This window comes from Nonomuraea sp. NPDC059023 (assembly GCF_042740095.1).
Lineage (GTDB): Bacteria > Actinomycetota > Actinomycetes > Streptosporangiales > Streptosporangiaceae > Nonomuraea.
On the sequence record NZ_JBHYIO010000033.1, the window covers coordinates 122,279 to 138,651 of the forward strand.

The following is a 16,373-nucleotide window of genomic DNA, read 5'->3' on the forward strand; positions in this document are numbered from 1 at the left end:
GCCGACAATGAGGAGCAGGGCATGACCGCAAAGGTCGCCGTCATCTACTACAGCGCGACGGGCACGGTGCGCGCGCTCGCGCGGGCGGTCGCCGAGGGGGCCGCCTCGGCCGGGGCCGAGGTGCGGCTGCGACGGGTCGCCGAACTGGCGCCCGACGGCGCCGTCGACCAAGGACGGCAGGACGGGCCGATCGCCGAGGCCGCGGTGGAGGATCTGGCGTGGGCCGACGCGTTCGCGTTCGGCACGCCTACCCGGTTCGGCGCACCGGCCGCGCAGCTCAAGCTGTTCATCGACCAAGCCGTCGGGCTGTGGCACGGAGGCGAGCTGGCCGGCAAGCCGGTGACCGCCTTCACCTCGGCGTTCCACCGGCACGGCGGCAGCGAGGCCACGATCTTGTCGCTGGGCAACGTCTTCTACCATTGGGGGTCGCTGATCGTGCCGCCCGGATACACCGATCCGGCCGTGTACGCCGCCGGGGGCAATCCGTACGGCACGTCGTTCGTGAGCGGCCCGAGCGGGGACGGCCCGGACACCGCGGCGCTGGAAGCGGCCAGGTACCAGGGACGGCGGCTGGCCCAGATCACGATCCGGCTCCGCACCGCCGATGCCGGCGAAGCCCTGGCCGCGACAACCTCGCAGACCGCGTGACCGGCACCGCGACACGGCAGACCGGCCGCACCTGGATGATCCTGTCGCTGGCGTGCGCCTGCCAGTTCATGGTCATCCTGGACGCGTCCATCGTCAACGTCGCCCTGCCCGCCGTCCGTGAGGACCTCGGCTTCACGCCCACCGGCCTGGCCTGGGTGGTGAACGGCTACCTGCTCACCTTCGCCGGGCTCATGTTGCCGGGCGGCCGCGCCGCCGACCTGTTCGGCCCGCGCCGTACGCTGGTCGCCGGGCTGTTCGTGTTCTCCGCCTCCAGCCTGGCCGCCGGCCTGGCAACGGCTCCTGAGGTCCTGGTGGCGGCCCGCCTCGTACAGGGCGCCGGAGCCGCCATGATGGCTCCGGCGACGCTGGCCGTGATCAACACCTCCTTCACCGAGCCGGGCGCGCGTGCCAAGGCGTTCGGCGCGTGGTCCGCCGCCGGTGGTGTCGGCGGGATGGTCGGCGCGCTCGCGGGCGGCGCCATCACCACCGGCCTGTCGTGGCGGTGGGTCTTCCTCGTCAACGTGCCGATCGGCGCGCTACTGATCGTCGTGGCCCTGATCTCCCTGGCCACCACGCGAATCCGGCGGCAGTCGCTCGACCTCACCGGCGCGGTCACCGGGACCGCTGGGCTGGCCGCGCTCGTCTACGGTGTGATGGAGAGCGCCGATCACGGCTGGTCGTCCTGGCTGGTCCTGGGGCCGGTGGCGGCGGGCCTGCTCCTGCTCGTCGTCTTCGCCGCGGTGGAGGCGCGTTTCGCCACCCGGCCGATGATGCCCCTGCGGCTGTTCAGGATCCGGGCGGTCGTGGTCGGCAACGGCATGCTGCTGCTGTTCGGCGGAATCGCCATCGCGATGTGGTACTTCACCTCGCTGTTCCAGCAGAACGTCCTCGGCTTCAGCGCGCTGCAGGCCGGGCTCGGGCAGACACCCGCGGCGGTGATGTTCATGGTGACCGCGCGATGGGCCGCGCCGCTGCTGCCACGTACGGGTCCGCGCGCTCTGGTGCTGGCCGGCAGCGCCCTCTTCCTGGCCGGGTTCGGCTGGCTCTCCCTGGCCCACGCCGGCAGCGGCTACGTCACCGGCGTGCTCGGGCCCACGCTGCTCGTCGCGGTCGGCATCGGGCTGACCTTCCCCACCCTCATGGCGGTGGCGACCGCCGACGGTCCGGAGGAAGACGCGGGCATCATCGGCGGCCTGGCCCAGACCGCCAGTCAGGTGGGCGGGGCGATCGGCCTGGCTGTGCTCACGACGGCCGCCGGCTACAACCTGGTCTTCCTCATGGCCGCCGGGCTCGGCCTGGCCATCGCGGTGGCCGGACTGCTGCTGCCGCGGCACCGGCCCGGCTGACCGTTCATCCGCCCAGGACGTCGAGTGACAGCCCCGTCAGCTCGCCGGCCAGGTACGCGCGGGAACGGGCCCTGGTACTCAAGGACAGATCGTTGACCAGGGTCATCGCGCTCTGGACGAGCACCCTGGCCTCGTCCTGGGTCAGCTCGGGGCGTTGGGCGGACAGCAGGCCGACCCATTCGAGGATGTAGTCGTGCTGGGCCCGGCGCATGGCGCGGAGCTGTTCGCCGGGCAGGTGCATGACCTCGGTGACCAGCATCGCGTTCAGCTCGCTGTGCGCCAGGGTGTTGTCGACGTAGGAACGCAGCACCGCCTCCAGAGCCTCGCGCGGGCCGGAGCTGGATGTCAGCGCCTGGGCCAGCGCCAGTTGCAGCCCGTCGTTGGCCCGGTTGAGCGCGGTGATGAGGATCTCGGCCTTGCTGCCGAAGTGGTTGTACACGCTGGGCCCCGCGATCCCCGCCGCCGCGCCGATGTCCTCCATGCCGACCGCCTGGTAACCGCGCTCGTGGAACAGCGTGATCGCCGCGGCGAGCAGCGTCTCCCTGCGCGAGGTGCGGGCCAGCCCCGCGTTCTGCCTCACCTCGCCCGGCCCCGCCGGGCTCAGCCGGGAGGTGTGGCGCAGTGCCTGCCCGATCTCCACCATCAGGCTCTCGAAGCGTGCCCTCGGCAGCTCGACGGCGTGGTACGAGGGACTCGACAGCGCGCTCAGCACCGCCCAGGCCAGCAGGTCCGCCTCGTCCCGCGGCCGGTCGAGCAGCCCGGCGACGCGCTGGTGGATCGCCCGCTGATGCTCGCGCACCCCGACGGTCTGGGCGGCGGAAAGGTGCCTGGCCTCCCGCCGCCACAAGACGCCGAGCTGGCGGTGGTCGAGCACGTAGCGGGCGAGCGTGCCCACGATCTCGTCCGGTGTGGCCTCGGCCAGTGCGGCATCGAGCCTGGCCAGCCCGTCGAGGATGACCTGGCCGAGGAGCTCCTGCTTGCCGCTGAAGTGGCGGTAGAGCGCGCCCGCGGTGATGCCGACGGCTTTGGCGATCTCGTCCATGCCGGTGGCGTGGAAGCCGGACCGGTGGAAGTGATCGAGAGCCGCAGTGAGGATCTGCTGCTTGCGGTCGCGCGGGCGCCGCCTGGTCGTGGTCATCGCGCCGATTGTCTCAGGTGACCGCCCTGTCGGCGCCTTCCCAGTACGGCCGGCGTAGCTCCCGCTTGAGGATCTTTCCGGCCGAGGAGAGGGGCAGTTCGCCGACGAATTCGGCGCTGCGCGGCGCCTTGTACCCGGCGATCAGGGTCTTGGCGTGCGCCCGGAGATCCTCGGCGCTTGCCGTACGGCCGGCTCTGAGTACCACGACGGCGTGCACGCGCTCGCCCCATTCGGGGTCGGGCACGCCGATCACGGCGCAGGCGGCGACGGAGGGGTGCTGGGCGAGGGCGTTCTCCACCTCGGCGGAGTAGACGTTCTCGCCCCCGGAGACGATCATGTCCTTGAGCCGGTCGACGATGTAGACGTATCCGTCCTCGTCCATGTACGCGCCGTCGCCGGTGTGCATCCATCCGTCGCGCAGCGCCTGGGCGGTCTCTTGAGGTTTGTCCCAGTAGCCGAGCATGACGTGGCCGCCGCGCACCACCACCTCGCCGACCGTACCGCGGGGCACCTCCCGGCCCTCGGGGTCGACGATGCGGACCTCGGCGTGCGGGGCCGCCCGGCCGCCGGAGCGCAGCTTGGTCCCGTCACGGTGGTCGGCGGCGGTGAGGAGCGTGGCCACCGGCGACAGTTCGGTCATGCCGAAGGCCTGGACGAACCCCGCGCTGGGGAAGGCGTTCATGGCCCGCGTGAGCAGGGACGCGGGGATGGGCGAGGCGCCGTACAGGATGGTCTTGAAGCTGGAGAGGTCGTGATCGTCCAGCGCGGGGTGGTCGACGACCAGCTGGATCATCGCCGGAACCAGTACGCCGCTGTCGGCCCGGTGGGTCGCGATCGCCTTCATGACGGCCACGGGCTCGAACATGGGGATGATGACGTGGGTGCCGCCGATGAGGTTCTGCGCGGTCCACGCGGACAGGGCGGCCAGGTGGAACATCGGGGCGGCGTGCAGGAGCCGCCCGCCCGGGACGGTGAAGCTGCCGCCCGCCTGGCTGCCCAGCGCCGAAGTGATCATGTTGCCGTGGCTGAGCATGACGCCCTTGGGGAAACCGGTGGTGCCGCCGGTGTAGAAGATCCCGGCCAGCGTGTCGCCGCCCGTACGCGAGTCCTCGATCGGCTCGTGGGCGGCAAGCAGGTCCTCGTAGGCGAGCATGCCGTCCGGGGCGGGCCGCTCCCCGCAGTGGATGACGGCGTCGAGTACGTCGGCGAACATGGGCGCCGCGGCGGCGAACGCGTCGTCCACCAGGAGCACCCGCGAGTCCGACTCCTCCAGCGAGTAGCGGATCTCCGGCGGCGCCCAGCGGATGTTCACGGGGTTCACCACGGCGCCGATCCACCACGTGGCCAGCAGGTATTCGTGGAAGCGGTCGGAGTTGAGCGCGAGCATCGCCACCCGGTCGCCCGCCGCGACGCCGAGCGCGCGCAACGCGGCCGCCAGCCTGGCGACGCGGTCCGCCGACTCGCGCACGGTGCGGGTCCTGTCGCCGAAGACGGTGTAAGGGCCGTCGGGGCGTTGCTGAAGGGCCCGATGCAGCCCTTGGGTCAGGTACATGTCGTGCTCCTACAGGGATCTGGCGATGAGTTCCTTCATGACCTCGTTCGCGCCGCCGTAGATCTTCTGGACGCGCGCGTCGGCGTACATGCGCGCGATCGGGTACTCGCGCATGTAGCCGTATCCCCCGAACAGCTGCAGGCATCGGTCGACGACCTGGCACTCCACCTCCGTGAGCCACCACTTGGCCATGGAGGCGGTGGTGGCGTCGAGCTCGCCGCGCAGGTGCAGCTCGACACAGGAGTCGGCGAACACCCGTCCCACCCTGGTCAGGGTGGCGCATTCGGCCAGCTCGAAGCGGGTGTTCTGCATGGCCATCAGCGGCTGGCCGAACGCCTGCCGCTCCTTCACGTACGCGACGGTCTCCTCCAGCGCCCGCTCGGCGACGGTCACCGCGACCACACCGATGATCAGCCGTTCCTGCGGCAACTGCTGCATGAGGTGGCCGAGACCCCGCCCCTCGACGCCCAGCAGGTTCGCCGCGGGCACCCTGACCTCGTCGAAGAACAGCTCGGAGGTGTCCGCGGCGGGCATGCCGATCTTGTCGAGCACCCGCCCGCGCCGGAAGCCGTGCTCCACGACGATCAAGGAGATGCCGTTGCCGGTCTGGGCCACCACGATGACCAGGTCGGCGCAGCCGCCGTTGGAGATGAACGTCTTGGACCCGGTGACCACGTAGTCGTCGCCGTCGCGCACCGCCTTCGTCCGGATGCCGCGCAGGTCGGACCCGGCCTCCGGCTCGGTCATCGCCACCGCGCCCACGACCTCGCCCGTGGCCATGGGCGGCAGCCAGCGCCGTTTCTGCTCCTCGGTGCCGTAGGCCAGGATGTAGTGCGCGACGATGCCGCTGTGCACCGCGTTGCCCCAGCCCGAGTCGCCGATCCTGGCCTGCTCCTGCAGGACCGCCAGGTCGTCGGCGAAGGTGCCGCCGCCTCCGCCGTACTCCTCGGGGATCGAGCAGCACAGCAGCCCGACCTCGCCCGCCTTGCGCCAGAAGTCGCGGTCGACGTGGTGCTGGGCCTCCCAGCGTTCCAGGTGCGGCACGGCCTCGGCCTTGAGGAACGCGCGTGCCGTATCGCGCAGCAGGTCGCTACTCATAACCGCCGCCGCAGACAAGGACCTGCCCGCTGACGTAGTCGGATTCGGGCAGGCAGAGCAGGAACACCGAGCCCGCCGCCTCTTCCGGCGTGCCGCCGCGGCCGAGCGGGATCATCAGCTTCATCGTCGCCATCAGGTTCGCGTTCACCCCGACCTTGATCTCCTGGCCCTCGACCTCGATCGAGGTCTCCTGGGTCAGCCTGGTCTCGATGAGGCCGAACGCCACCGCGTTGACGTTGACCCGGTAGCGGCCCCACTCCTTGGCCATGGTCTTGGTCAGGCCGACCACGCCCGCCTTGGCCGCCGCGTAGTTGGCCTGACCGGCGTTGCCGCCGAGGCCCGCGATCGAGGAGATGTTCACCACCTTGCGGTGGTGCTCGACAGGATGGGCTTTCAGGTACGGCTGCGCCGCCCGGAGAATCTGGAACGGCGCCTTCAGATGGACGTCGAGGATGGCGTCCCACTGGTCGTCGGTCATCTTCTGCACGACGTTGTCCCAGGTGTACCCGGCGTTGTTGACGATGATGTCGAGGGCGCCGAACGACTCGGCGCAGGTGTCCACCACCCGCTCGCCGAAGCCGGGCTCGGTGACGCTGCCCGGACAGGCGACCGCCGCCCCACCGGCCGCCTTGATCGCCGCCACCGTCTCCTCGGCGGGCTCGGCGTCCAGGTCGTTGACCACGACGGACGCGCCTTCCGCGGCCAGCTTCAACGCGATCGCGCGGCCGATGCCCCGGCCCGATCCGGTGACGATGGCGGCTTTGCCGTTCAGCTTCACAGTGCTCCTTCGATGATCGCCTGGCCTTTGAGGGTGAGGGTGCCGTCGTCCAGGGTTACCGTCAGGTCGAGGTGGGTCAGCCCGTCTTCGGCACGGGTCACGGTGGCCTCGCAGACCGGCCTGCCGTACAGGGGGGTGATGGCGGTGAAGCGCACCGCGTAGGAGCGGATGCGCTCCTGCGGAACCAGGGCGGTCAGCAGCCGTCCGAGGTAGGCCATCGAGAGCATGCCGTGGGCGAAGACGTCGGGCGCGCCCGCGCCGCGGGCGACGTCCAGGTCGATGTGCATGGGATTGTGGTCGCCTGAGGCGCCCGCGTACAACGCCAGCGTCGTCCGGCTGATCGCCGGCAGTTCGAGCCTCATGAGGTCACCACGATCGTGTTCGTCAGGTCGGCGATCGGCTCGCCGTCGCGCGTCACCTTGGTGGTCCTGACCAGGAAGCGCAGCGCGCCCCCCTTTTTCGTGTAGTCGCCGGTGAGTGCGCTGTCGAAGGTCAGCGTGTCGCCCGCGTAGGCCATGGCGTGGTAGGTGAAGCCCTGCTCGCCGTGGAGTACCTTGCGCAGGTCGATGCCCAGCTCGGAAATGAAGGCGAAGGCGTCGTCCCGGCACTCCATCTCCAGGCAGAACAGGAACGTCGGCGGCACCGGCAGGTCGGGGTGCCCGGCCTTCACGGCCGTCTCGACGTCGGTGTAGAGCGGGTCGTTCTGGCCGGTGGCCTTGGCGAAGAAGCGCAGCCTGCCGCGCTCGACCTCGACGGTGCTCATGACACCTTCTCGTAGAGCGAGACGACGCAGGCGCCGCCCAGGCCCAGGTTGTGCTGCAGCGCCAGCCGTACCCCGTCGACCTGGCGCGCGCCGGCCTGTCCCCGCAGTTGCCAGACCAGCTCGGCGCACTGCGCGAGGCCCGTCGCGCCCAGGGGGTGTCCCTTGGACAGCAGCCCGCCGCTGGGGTTGGTGACCACACGCCCGCCATAGGTGTTGTCGCCGTCCACGACGAACCGCTCGGCGGTGCCCTCGGGGGTCAGCCCCAGCGCCTCGTAGGTGATCAGTTCGTTGGCGGTGAAGCAGTCGTGCAGCTCGACGACCCCGATGTCCTCGGGACCGACGCCGGCGCTCTCGTAGACCGAGCGCGCGGCGTTCGCGGTCATGTCGTAGCCGACGACCTTCATCATGTCGCCCTCGTCGAACGTGCTGGAGGTGTCGGTCGTCAGCGCCTGCGCCCTGATCGCGACGTCCGGGGCAAGTCCGTGCCGCCGGGCGAAATCATCGGAGCACAGGACGGCCGCCGCGGCCCCGCAGGTGGGCGGGCAGCACTGAAGCCTGGTCAGCGGTCCGTAGATGTGCGGGGAGGCCAGCACCTCCTCCTCGGTGAGCGGGTCGCGGAAGACGGCGTAGGGGTTGTGCGCGGCGTGCCTGCGGGCCTTGACGGAGATCTTCGCGAACGTCTCGGGGCGGGTGCCGTAGCGCTCGGCGTAGGTACGGCCGGCGCCGCCGAAGTACTGGGCGGCGAAGGGCGCCTTCTCGTCGGCACCCTGGATGCCGGCCATGGTGGTCGCGCTGCGCGACATCGGCTGGGGGCGGTCGTCCCACACCGTTCGCAGCGCGCCCTTGCGCATCTGCTCGAAGCCGAGAGCCAGCACGCAGTCGACCGCGCCGGCGGCCACCGCCTGCCTGGCCAGCCAGAGCGCGGAGGAGCCGGTGGAACAGTTGTTGTTGACGTTGATGATCGGGATGCCGCTCTGGCCCAGGCCGTAGAGGGCGGCCTGCCCGCTGGTGGAATCGCCGTAGACGTAGCCGACGTAGGCCTGCTGGACCTGGTCGTAGCCGATCCCGGCATCGGCGAGCGCGGCCCTGGCCGCCTTCTCTCCCATGACGTCGTACGGCTCGCTCGCTCCGGGTTTGGTGAAGGGGATCATCCCCACACCGAGCACATTGACTCGCATCGCTCTCCTCCAGACACTAATCACCATTTACTTTTTGGCATGCATGGCTCTGTGTCAAGAGAGGAGGGCTGTCCAGTCGCCTATCGAACATTTACCCACACCTGGCGGGCCGACAGGCGCGACCCCCTTGTCCGAGGCAGGATCGGACGGCGTCGGCCAGGTTCGACGCTCGCGGGTCGTCGGGGCCCGCGAAGCCGAACGATCCAGGCCCGAGCATCGGGAACGGCGCGGCGATGTCGACGTGGGTCGCCTCAGGATTCGGGGGTGGGTTCCATGCCGGCGAGGATGCGGCGCAGGCCGTAGTCGAAGGCGTCCTCCCTGGGGCCGCCGTGCGCGTCGGACTGGGTCGCGTACAGGCGGCGCAGCCGGGGGTAGGGCTGGACGGCCTGTACGGCGAGCGGCCACACGCGCTGCATCCAGTCCTGCTCGTCAAGCTGCTTGCGGGCCAGCGTGTTCCTCCAGGCGGCCTCGACGATGCTCGCGCCGGTGACCCAGGAGACGAGGGTGCTCAGGGCCAGGTCGGCCTCCTCCAGCGTGAAGCCGGCGTCTTCGAGGATGCCGATCATGTGGTCGGTCTTCTCCATGAGCTGGGGCCCGAGGAAGGCCAGGCCGGTTTCGGCGGTCAGGGAAGCGAACCAGGGATGGCGCAGGATCGCCGCGCGCAGGCTGCGGGCACAGGCCGCGGCGGCGGTGCGCCAGTCGGCGGGGTCATCGAGCACGGGGATGTCGATCTCGCCGTAGACCTGGTCGACGACGAGTTCGATGAGCTCGTCCTTGCCGCCGACGTGCCAGTAGAAGGCGGTGGCGGCGGTTTTCAGCTCGGCGCCGAGGCGGCGCATGCTGAGCGCCTCCAGCCCTTCGGCGTCCAGCACCCGGATCGCGGTCGCGACGATCAGCTCCCGGGTGAGCGTGGGCGCCTTCTTCGGTGGTCGTGTCCACACCGACGGTGGCTGGTCCGGGCCTGTCGCCATGGTTCCTCCTGAGCTCCCCGCCACTGTACTGCACGCCGTACAGCGCTTGCGTACACTGTTCATCATGCGTACGGTGTGCTCATCAACTGCACGCCGTGCAGGCCCTTGAAGAAAGGCCCGGACCATGACCGACTCTCCGGTGACACTGCCCATGTCCCGACCCGATGATCGTCCCTGGGATCCACCCACGGAGCTCACGCGGCTGCGCGAGGAGAAGCCGCTGTGGCGGATGACCTTCCCCGACGGGCACCTGGGCTGGCTCGCCCTCAGCCACGAGCTGGTCCGTTTCATCGCCGGCGACGCGCGGTTCAGCTCCCGCTACGAGCTCATGCACTACCCCTCGGCGGACGCGGGGCAACTGCCGCCCGCCCAGCCGGGTGACCTGGGCGGAATGGACGCCCCGCAGCACACGCGGTACCGCAAGCTGCTGGCGGGCAAGTTCACCGTGCGCCGCATGCGGCTGCTGACCGAGCGGATCGAGCAGGTCGTCCAGGAGTACCTGGACGCGATGGAGGCCCAGGGGCCCGGTGTCGATCTGGTGGAGGCCTTCGCCAAGCCGGTGCCCGCCGTGGTGATCTGCGAGCTGCTCGGCGTACCGTTCTCCGACCGGGAGGAGTTCCTGAGCAACGCGGCCAAGATCGGCGGGCTGGACGCCAGCCCGGAGGAACAGTACGCGGCCTATGTGGCACTGGGCGAGTACATCGCCGGGCTCGTGCGGGCCAAGCGGGACGACCCCACCGACGACCTGCTCAGCGACCTGACCACCAGCGACCTGTCGGACGAGGAACTGGCCGGGGTCGGCAGCTTCCTGCTGGGGGCGGGGCTCGACACCACCGCGAACATGATCGGCCTGGGCATGTTCGTCCTGCTGGAGCACCCCGAGCAGCTCGCGTCGCTGCGCGCGGAGCCGGAGCTGGCCGGCAACGCGGTCGAGGAGCTGATGCGCTTCCTGACCATCACCGCCGTCGGAGCCAGGACCGCGCTGGAGGACGTCGAGCTGGGCGGAGAGCTGATCAAGGCCGGCGAGACGGTCACGGTCGCGGTGCAGGTGGCCAACCGCGACCCCGAGCGCTTCCCCAACCCCCACGTGCTGGACCTGCGCCGGGACGCCTCCGGCCACCTCGGCTTCGGCCACGGCATCCACCAGTGCCTGGGCCAGCAACTGGCCCGCGTGGAGATGCGGGCGGCCTTTCCCGCGCTGCTCGCCCGCTTCCCCTCGCTCGAACTGGCGGTTCCCGCCGGCCAGGTGCCCATGCGCCACGGTCAGGACTTCTACGGCGTGCACCGCCTTCCCGTGACATGGTGAGCCTCCTGCGGGCCGCGCACCGGCCGCTGGTCATCGCCTCGGGCCTGCTCGCCGTGGTCATGCTCGTGTCGCTGGCCGGCATGGTGGTGGACGGGCGTACGCTCCTGGGCGAGTCGGTGTGGGTCAAGCCCCTGAAGTTCGGCTTCGCCTTCGCCCTGTACGCCGTGACGCTCGCCTGGCTGCTCACGCTGCTGACCAAGGCCAAGCGCTTCGGGTGGTGGCTGGGCACCGTGATCGCGGTCTGCGTGGTCGTCGACGTCGGCGCCATCACCTTCGCCGCCGCCCGCGGCACCTTCAGCCACTTCAACCTGGAGACCGATCCGGTCACGAGCTTCACCACCCAGGTCCTCATCTACGGCGTGCCGCCCGTCTTCGTCTCCAACCTGATCATCGCGGTCCTGGTGCTCGTCCAGCGTGTGGGCGACCGGGCGATGACGACGGCGATCCGGGCCGGGCTGGTCCTGGCCGTCCACGGTACGGCGGTGCCGTACTGGATGGCCTTCGTCGGCGGCATCAAGGAGCGCACCGTGCTCAACGCCAACGGCGAGAGGGTCAAGATGGTGATCGGCCACGGCATCGGCGACCCCGACGGCACCGGCATGCCGCTCACCAACTGGAGCGTCACCGGCGGCGACATGCGCGTGCCGCACTTCATCGGCATGCACGGCATCCACGCCCTGCTGATCCTGACCCTCGTGCTGGGCGCGCTGGCCGCCAGGGTGGCGTGGCTGCGCACCGAGAAGGTACGCGCCCGGCTGGTCGGCGTCGGCGCCTTCGGCTACATCGGGCTCACGGCGCTGGTCACCTGGCAGGCGGCGCGCGGCCAGTCGCTCGTCCACCCCGACGCGGTCACTGCGGGCGTCTTCACCGCGATCGTGCTGGCCACTCTGGCCGCCGTGATCACCGGCGCCAGGAGAGAGCCGCGGCTCGTGGCCGCGGAAGGGCCGGAACATGCCTGACCTGATCTCCGCTGCGCACGACCACAAGACCCTGCGGGCCAAGAGGCTCCGCAACCGCGACCCCGGAAAGTGAGAACAGCCATGGACATCATTCTGGACAAGGACAAGTGCATCGGCGGCGGCATGTGCGTGCTGTCCGCTCCCGCCGTCTTCGACCAGGACGACGATGGCATCGCCGTCCTGCTCGACCCCCATCCGCCCGCCGCCGAACGGGCCGCCGTCCGGGAGGCGGCCGTCGTCTGCCCGGCCGCCGCCATCACCGTCGAGGAAGGGCGGGCTCACACCGTGTAACCGGAGGCCAGGGCGATGACGCCCACCACGGTCATCAGGAGCGCCGAGCCGGGGTGCATGGCGATCGAGACGCGGATGTCCTTCTCCTTCCAGGCGAGCCAGACGCCCGGGTAGAGGAAGACGAGCTTCGACAGGACCGTCCAAGGCGCCCAGAAGTGGTAGACGGAGAAGAAGAAGGTGTTGAAGAACGGCGCCCACTTGCCGAGCTGCGGGAGGCGGGGCAGCAGGAAGCCGCGGAAGTAGTACTCCTCGATCAGCGGCAGGGTGAAGCCGGTGAACGGCGCGCAGATGAGCAGCGTCGTGAGCACGAGGTCCGGCGAGTAGCCCTGGAGGTAGGCGGCGCCGTCGGGGCCGGCGCCCTGGTAGTCCACCCAGGTGAAGAACCAGTCGTAGACGATGTTGTCCAGCGGGGTCAGCGAGAGCGAGACCACGGTCATCCACACGAGGCACGCGGCCCCGAGCCAGAAGACCTTGCGGCGGGAGAGCGGCCGGTCGTGGTTTCGGACGACGCCCTTCATCGTGAAGCGGCCGGTCTGCTTCTTGCCCAGCCACAGCAGGAACAGCTGGAGCGGGAAGAGCACGATCGCGAGGGCGATGGCCCAGGCCATGAAGATCGGGTAACCCATCGCCCGGACCAGGGGGGCGGCGACGAACGCGTACAAGACGACGATGAACGCGCCGGGCACCAGGTGCAATGCGATGGAGAACGGGACGGAGTGACGGTCGGCGAGGAGCTTCGCGACGAAGCCTTTCGTTTCGGCCGGGGGCCGCTTTGCTGTATCCATGCCGGGAAGTCTGGCTCCGCGGCCTAACACGGACCTGACATCGTTCTGATACGGCTACCGGCCGCCGTGCAAGGCGCGGATCACGGCGTGCCCCATGACCGGCGCAGGGCGTCGGACAGGTCTCCGGCCCGGGGGTGGCGCAGGACCAGCGCGGGTTTGACGCTCCGCCCGGTGCGGCGTTCGAGTTCGGCGGCGAGCCGCGTGGCCAGCATGGAGTGGCCGCCCAGCCGGAAGAAGTCGCTGTCCCGCTGGATCGGCCCGGCGGCCAGGGTGGCGCGGAAGGCGGCGAAGACCGTCCTTTCCACCTCGTCTTCGGGCTTCTGCGTCGCCTCGGTCCGCTGCGCGCGCACGTAGTCCTCGGCCAGCAGCCGCTTGCGGACCTTGCCGTTGGGTGTGACGGGCAGCTCGTCCAGCACCACGATGTCCACCGGCACGTGACTGCCCGGCAGCCGTTGTGCGCAGTGGTCGCGCAGGCCGGCCGCCGGTTCGCCGGGCGGCTCCAGGACGACCGCCGCGGCGACGGCCCGGCCGAGCGCGGTGTGCGGCACCCCGAACACGGCCACCTCCCGGACGGCCGGATGGGTGCGCAGCGCGGCCTCCACCGTCGCCGAGGCGATGTTCAGCCCGCCGGAGACGATGACGTCGTCGGCTCGTTCCACGAAGTACACCAGCGCGTCGTCGCCGAGCCGGCACAGGTCGCCGGTCGCGATCCAGCCGTCGGCCAGGTAGCGCGTGCCCGTCTCGGCGGTGCCCGCCGGCTCCAGGTAGCTCAGCGCCGGGCCGGTGTCGCGGAGCCAGAGCTCCCCCACCTGCCCGGGGGCCACGTCGCGGCCCGTGCCGTCCACCACGCGCGCGTCCCTGCCCAGCCGGCCGAGCGCGGGCGGGCGGCCGGGCAGGCACCGGTGCTGAAGTCCGGCGCCTCCCTCGGCGATCGTGTACACGTTGAAGATCCGCGCTCGCGGGAACACCTCGGCGAGGCCGTCCACGGTGGGCTGGTCCAGCGGAGCCGAGGACGACACCACCGACCGGATCCGCGCCGGTGCGCGGCCCTGCGCGCGCAGCGCTGCCACGGCGAGCCGCGCGGTGGTCGGCACCAGGCTCATGGCGCTCACCCGATGCTCGTCGATCAGCGCGGCCAGCCGTTCCGGCGCGAACGGCTGGCCGAGCACCACGTGCACGCCGTTGATCAGGCAGCTCTTGAGCACGGACTGCGCCGCGTTCGTGCCGATCGCCACGGCGGTGAACAGGGCGTTGAGCTGGGCCGCCGGGACGTCGCCGTCCTGCGGCCAGTCGTCGGTGAGGGAGTTGTGGCTGCTCAGCACGGCCTTGGCCGCGCCGGTGGTGCCGGAGGTGAGGATCACCGCCGCCGGATCCGTTTCCGCGCGAGGCGCCGTCTCCGGCGACGGCGGTGTGGCTGCCAGGTCGGCGGCGTCCGCCACCCATCCGCCGAACGCCACCCCCTGGGGCTCTTCCCCGGCGACCAGGCCGGCCGCGCCTACCCGGGCGGCGGTGGACGACAGGTGCGCCGGGGGGACGGGGGCGCGTACCGGAACGGCCACCCCGCCCGCGGCCAGCACACCCATGAAGCAGGTGACGAAGCGGAGCCAGTCGCCGTCCTCGAAGGCGAGCACCACCCGCTCCCCCGGCCGCGCGCCGCGGGCGGACAGCCCCGCCGCGACCCTCCGCGCACCCAGATGCCAGCTCAGGTAGTCGAGTGTGCCCACCCCGTCGACGGTGAACGCCGGCGCCGCCGGGTGGGCGGCCGCCCTCCGGGCGAGGACGTCATGCAGTAACCCGGGCAACAGTGGTCCCTCCCCGCGCATGGCGTACCGGGCGATCGTCTCACCATATGCACCACAAGTCGCCATGATCAGACCACTCAATTGGGATAAATGTTCATCATTGACGCTATTACCGCTATTTCTAAGAATCAGCCTCGAAATTCGCACCGATAGGAGGTACGAAATGGGGCACAGCGACCTACCACGTGACAGCTGTGGTGGCGTGCGCCGGTGCGGCGGCAATCTTCTCGTCGCCAACGCCGTGCAGCCGAAAGAATCGGCCGTCCGCCGCAATGTCCGGGCGGTGTCCGAGTTCTGGTCAACGTTCCGGGCATCCCGCAAGATGCTGAACAAGAGCCGGTAACTGTTCCTTGCGATCAGAAACCAGCATGACTGGAGGGGTTTCGGACGCCCTGTCCGAGCCCCTCTACTTGCGGCCGGAGGACGGCGCCCTCGACCGTGATCCACTGCGCCTGGTGACCTCGGCGAAGCGGTTCTCACTGGAGCGACTGGCGCTGCTTCTGGACGGGCTGCCGTTCGAGGCGGAGTTCCCGCCGGAGAGCCCCTGGGAGGGCGTGGTACGGCACCGCCCGCCCCTCGACCTTCCTCCGCTGGGCTCCACCGACGACGCGGCGCTGGGCGAGGAGTTCGCCGCGGCCGTCTCGCGCTGTCTCGGCGACGCGGAGTCCGCCGTGGTCCTGCTGTCCGGCGGCATGGACTCGTGGGCCGTCTTCGCGCACGCCTGGCGCCAGACGCGGCGGGAGGGACGCCGGCTGAGCGCGGTCGTGTGGAACCTGCGCGACCAGTTCGGCAAGGCCACCGCCGCCCTCGTCCACCGCCAGCTCCAGGCCGTGGACATCTCCTGCGACCTGCACGTCCTGCCCGCCGAGTGGCAGGCGCTGCCCGAGCCGCGGTGGTCGCCGCTCGGCCCCCGCCACGACTACTACACGCGCCTGCACCAGGCCACCGTGGATCACGCCGCGGACATCGGGGCGAGCGTCCTGCTCAGCGGCCAGGGCGGCGACGAGGTGCTCGGCGCCTGGAACCACCTGTCCGCCTCGCTGGCGCGCGGGCGCAGGTGGCGCGACCTGCGCAGGTACCTCACGAGCTTCGGCCAGGCCGACTCCCTGGTGGAGGTGGCGGGCGAGGCCGCCGCGATCGCGGCACGACGGCTGCCGCCGCACCTGTCCTTCCAGCTCTACGTGGCGACCGCGCTGCGCGACGTCGTCAACAGCGGGCGCCCATCGGTGCTCACGGACGGCTACCGCGAGTCGGTCAGGGGCTGGACCGAGGGCTGGCTGGCGGACAGGTTCGCGTCGTTCCGGGAGGCGGGCGGCGACTGGACGACGGCCAGCCTGCGTGACTCCATCTTCCCCTGGGCCTACGACGCGCATCCGCTCGGCGCTCCGATCCGGCAGCGCTCGCCGTTCGTGGACGAGCACTTCGTGCGGTACGCCTTCGGGCTGCCGCCGGCCACCCGGTTCCGGGCCGAGGGGCCGTACCCGTACCAGTGGTACAAGGCGCTGCACCTGCGGTTGCTGCCCGCCGCGCTGCGCCCGATGCTGCCGGGCTACAAGCAGAGCTACTCCGACGCCTTCCGGCGCTACGTGCTCGACGTGCTGCCCGAGGAACCGCCGCTGATCGAGGAACTGGGGCTGATCCAGCCCATGGACCGGCTCGACCTGGAACGGGTTCATCCACGGCTGCCCATCGTGGTGCGCAACGTGGACCGGTGGGTGGCGGGCGCGCTGGAAGCCGGCGCCGAGCCGGCCCTCTAGC

The 16,373-nt window shown here is 70.7% G+C and carries 16 protein-coding genes; 6 read left to right on the forward strand and 10 right to left on the reverse strand.

Translation table 11 applies throughout. From position 1 onward, the window contains the following. Window positions 1–21 precede the first annotated feature (21 nt). Both wrbA and ACFWYW_RS42200 read left to right on the forward strand, forming a co-directional pair. Window positions 22–648 (forward strand): NAD(P)H:quinone oxidoreductase, encoded by a 627-nt coding sequence (wrbA, locus tag ACFWYW_RS42195; protein ID WP_379610186.1) that lies wholly within the window; start codon window positions 22–24, stop codon window positions 646–648. Further along, the gene (locus ACFWYW_RS42200; protein WP_379610187.1) at window positions 645–1,994 is read left to right on the forward strand and encodes an MFS transporter; all 1,350 of its coding nucleotides are present in this window, start codon (window positions 645–647) and stop codon (window positions 1,992–1,994) included. The genes wrbA and ACFWYW_RS42200 overlap by 4 nt, the downstream gene beginning before the upstream one ends. A gap of 4 nt (window positions 1,995–1,998) precedes the next feature. Here the strand turns inward: ACFWYW_RS42200 and ACFWYW_RS42205 are convergent, their stop codons facing one another. The 8 genes from ACFWYW_RS42205 to ACFWYW_RS42240 all read right to left on the reverse strand — a co-directional run bounded on the left by ACFWYW_RS42205 (window position 1,999) and on the right by ACFWYW_RS42240 (window position 9,472). Next, window positions 1,999–3,132 (reverse strand): TetR/AcrR family transcriptional regulator, encoded by a 1,134-nt coding sequence (locus ACFWYW_RS42205; protein ID WP_379610188.1) that lies wholly within the window; start codon window positions 3,130–3,132, stop codon window positions 1,999–2,001. A 13-nt stretch (window positions 3,133–3,145) separates the two neighbouring features. Continuing rightward, complete coding sequence (locus tag ACFWYW_RS42210; protein WP_379610189.1) at window positions 3,146–4,684, reverse strand: long-chain fatty acid--CoA ligase; 1,539 nt, start codon at window positions 4,682–4,684, stop codon at window positions 3,146–3,148. Window positions 4,685–4,693: 9 nt separating this feature from the next. Further along, window positions 4,694–5,782 (reverse strand): acyl-CoA dehydrogenase family protein, encoded by a 1,089-nt coding sequence (locus ACFWYW_RS42215; RefSeq protein WP_379610190.1) that lies wholly within the window; start codon window positions 5,780–5,782, stop codon window positions 4,694–4,696. After that, complete coding sequence (locus ACFWYW_RS42220; protein WP_379610191.1) at window positions 5,775–6,560, reverse strand: SDR family NAD(P)-dependent oxidoreductase; 786 nt, start codon at window positions 6,558–6,560, stop codon at window positions 5,775–5,777. The genes ACFWYW_RS42215 and ACFWYW_RS42220 overlap by 8 nt, the downstream gene beginning before the upstream one ends. Beyond that, on the reverse strand, window positions 6,557–6,922 hold the full coding sequence (locus ACFWYW_RS42225) for a MaoC/PaaZ C-terminal domain-containing protein (RefSeq protein WP_379610192.1): 366 nt from the start codon (window positions 6,920–6,922) through the stop codon (window positions 6,557–6,559). The genes ACFWYW_RS42220 and ACFWYW_RS42225 overlap by 4 nt, the downstream gene beginning before the upstream one ends. After that, window positions 6,919–7,323, reverse strand: a complete 405-nt coding sequence (locus tag ACFWYW_RS42230) for a MaoC family dehydratase N-terminal domain-containing protein (protein ID WP_379610193.1) — start codon at window positions 7,321–7,323, stop codon at window positions 6,919–6,921. Before ACFWYW_RS42230 ends, ACFWYW_RS42225 begins: the two co-directional genes overlap by 4 nt. Further along, window positions 7,320–8,501, reverse strand: coding sequence for a lipid-transfer protein (locus ACFWYW_RS42235; protein ID WP_379610194.1), 1,182 nt, complete (start codon window positions 8,499–8,501; stop codon window positions 7,320–7,322). Before ACFWYW_RS42235 ends, ACFWYW_RS42230 begins: the two co-directional genes overlap by 4 nt. Window positions 8,502–8,752: 251 nt before the next feature. Further along, entirely contained in the window at window positions 8,753–9,472 is a 720-nt protein-coding gene (locus tag ACFWYW_RS42240; RefSeq protein ID WP_379610195.1) for a TetR/AcrR family transcriptional regulator, read from the reverse strand. A gap of 124 nt (window positions 9,473–9,596) precedes the next feature. Here ACFWYW_RS42240 and ACFWYW_RS42245 point away from each other — a divergent pair, with 124 nt between their 5' ends. From ACFWYW_RS42245 to ACFWYW_RS42255, 3 genes are all read left to right on the forward strand, one after another. After that, on the forward strand, window positions 9,597–10,778 hold the full coding sequence (locus tag ACFWYW_RS42245; protein ID WP_379610196.1) for a cytochrome P450: 1,182 nt from the start codon (window positions 9,597–9,599) through the stop codon (window positions 10,776–10,778). After that, the gene (locus tag ACFWYW_RS42250; RefSeq protein ID WP_379610197.1) at window positions 10,772–11,737 is read left to right on the forward strand and encodes a hypothetical protein; all 966 of its coding nucleotides are present in this window, start codon (window positions 10,772–10,774) and stop codon (window positions 11,735–11,737) included. Before ACFWYW_RS42245 ends, ACFWYW_RS42250 begins: the two co-directional genes overlap by 7 nt. An 81-nt stretch (window positions 11,738–11,818) precedes the next feature. Next, window positions 11,819–12,028, forward strand: a complete 210-nt coding sequence (locus ACFWYW_RS42255; RefSeq protein ID WP_379610198.1) for a ferredoxin — start codon at window positions 11,819–11,821, stop codon at window positions 12,026–12,028. Here ACFWYW_RS42255 and ACFWYW_RS42260 read toward each other — a convergent pair. Further along, entirely contained in the window at window positions 12,016–12,813 is a 798-nt protein-coding gene (locus ACFWYW_RS42260; RefSeq protein ID WP_379610199.1) for a type II CAAX prenyl endopeptidase Rce1 family protein, read from the reverse strand. The two genes, ACFWYW_RS42255 and ACFWYW_RS42260, sit on opposite strands and share 13 nt — an antisense overlap. A gap of 80 nt (window positions 12,814–12,893) precedes the next feature. Further along, window positions 12,894–14,615, reverse strand: coding sequence for an AMP-binding protein (locus ACFWYW_RS42265; RefSeq protein ID WP_379610200.1), 1,722 nt, complete (start codon window positions 14,613–14,615; stop codon window positions 12,894–12,896). 368 nt (window positions 14,616–14,983) lie between these two features. Here ACFWYW_RS42265 and ACFWYW_RS42270 point away from each other — a divergent pair, with 368 nt between their 5' ends. Beyond that, on the forward strand, window positions 14,984–16,372 hold the full coding sequence (locus tag ACFWYW_RS42270; RefSeq protein ID WP_379610201.1) for an asparagine synthase-related protein: 1,389 nt from the start codon (window positions 14,984–14,986) through the stop codon (window positions 16,370–16,372). Window position 16,373: the final 1 nt, after the last annotated feature.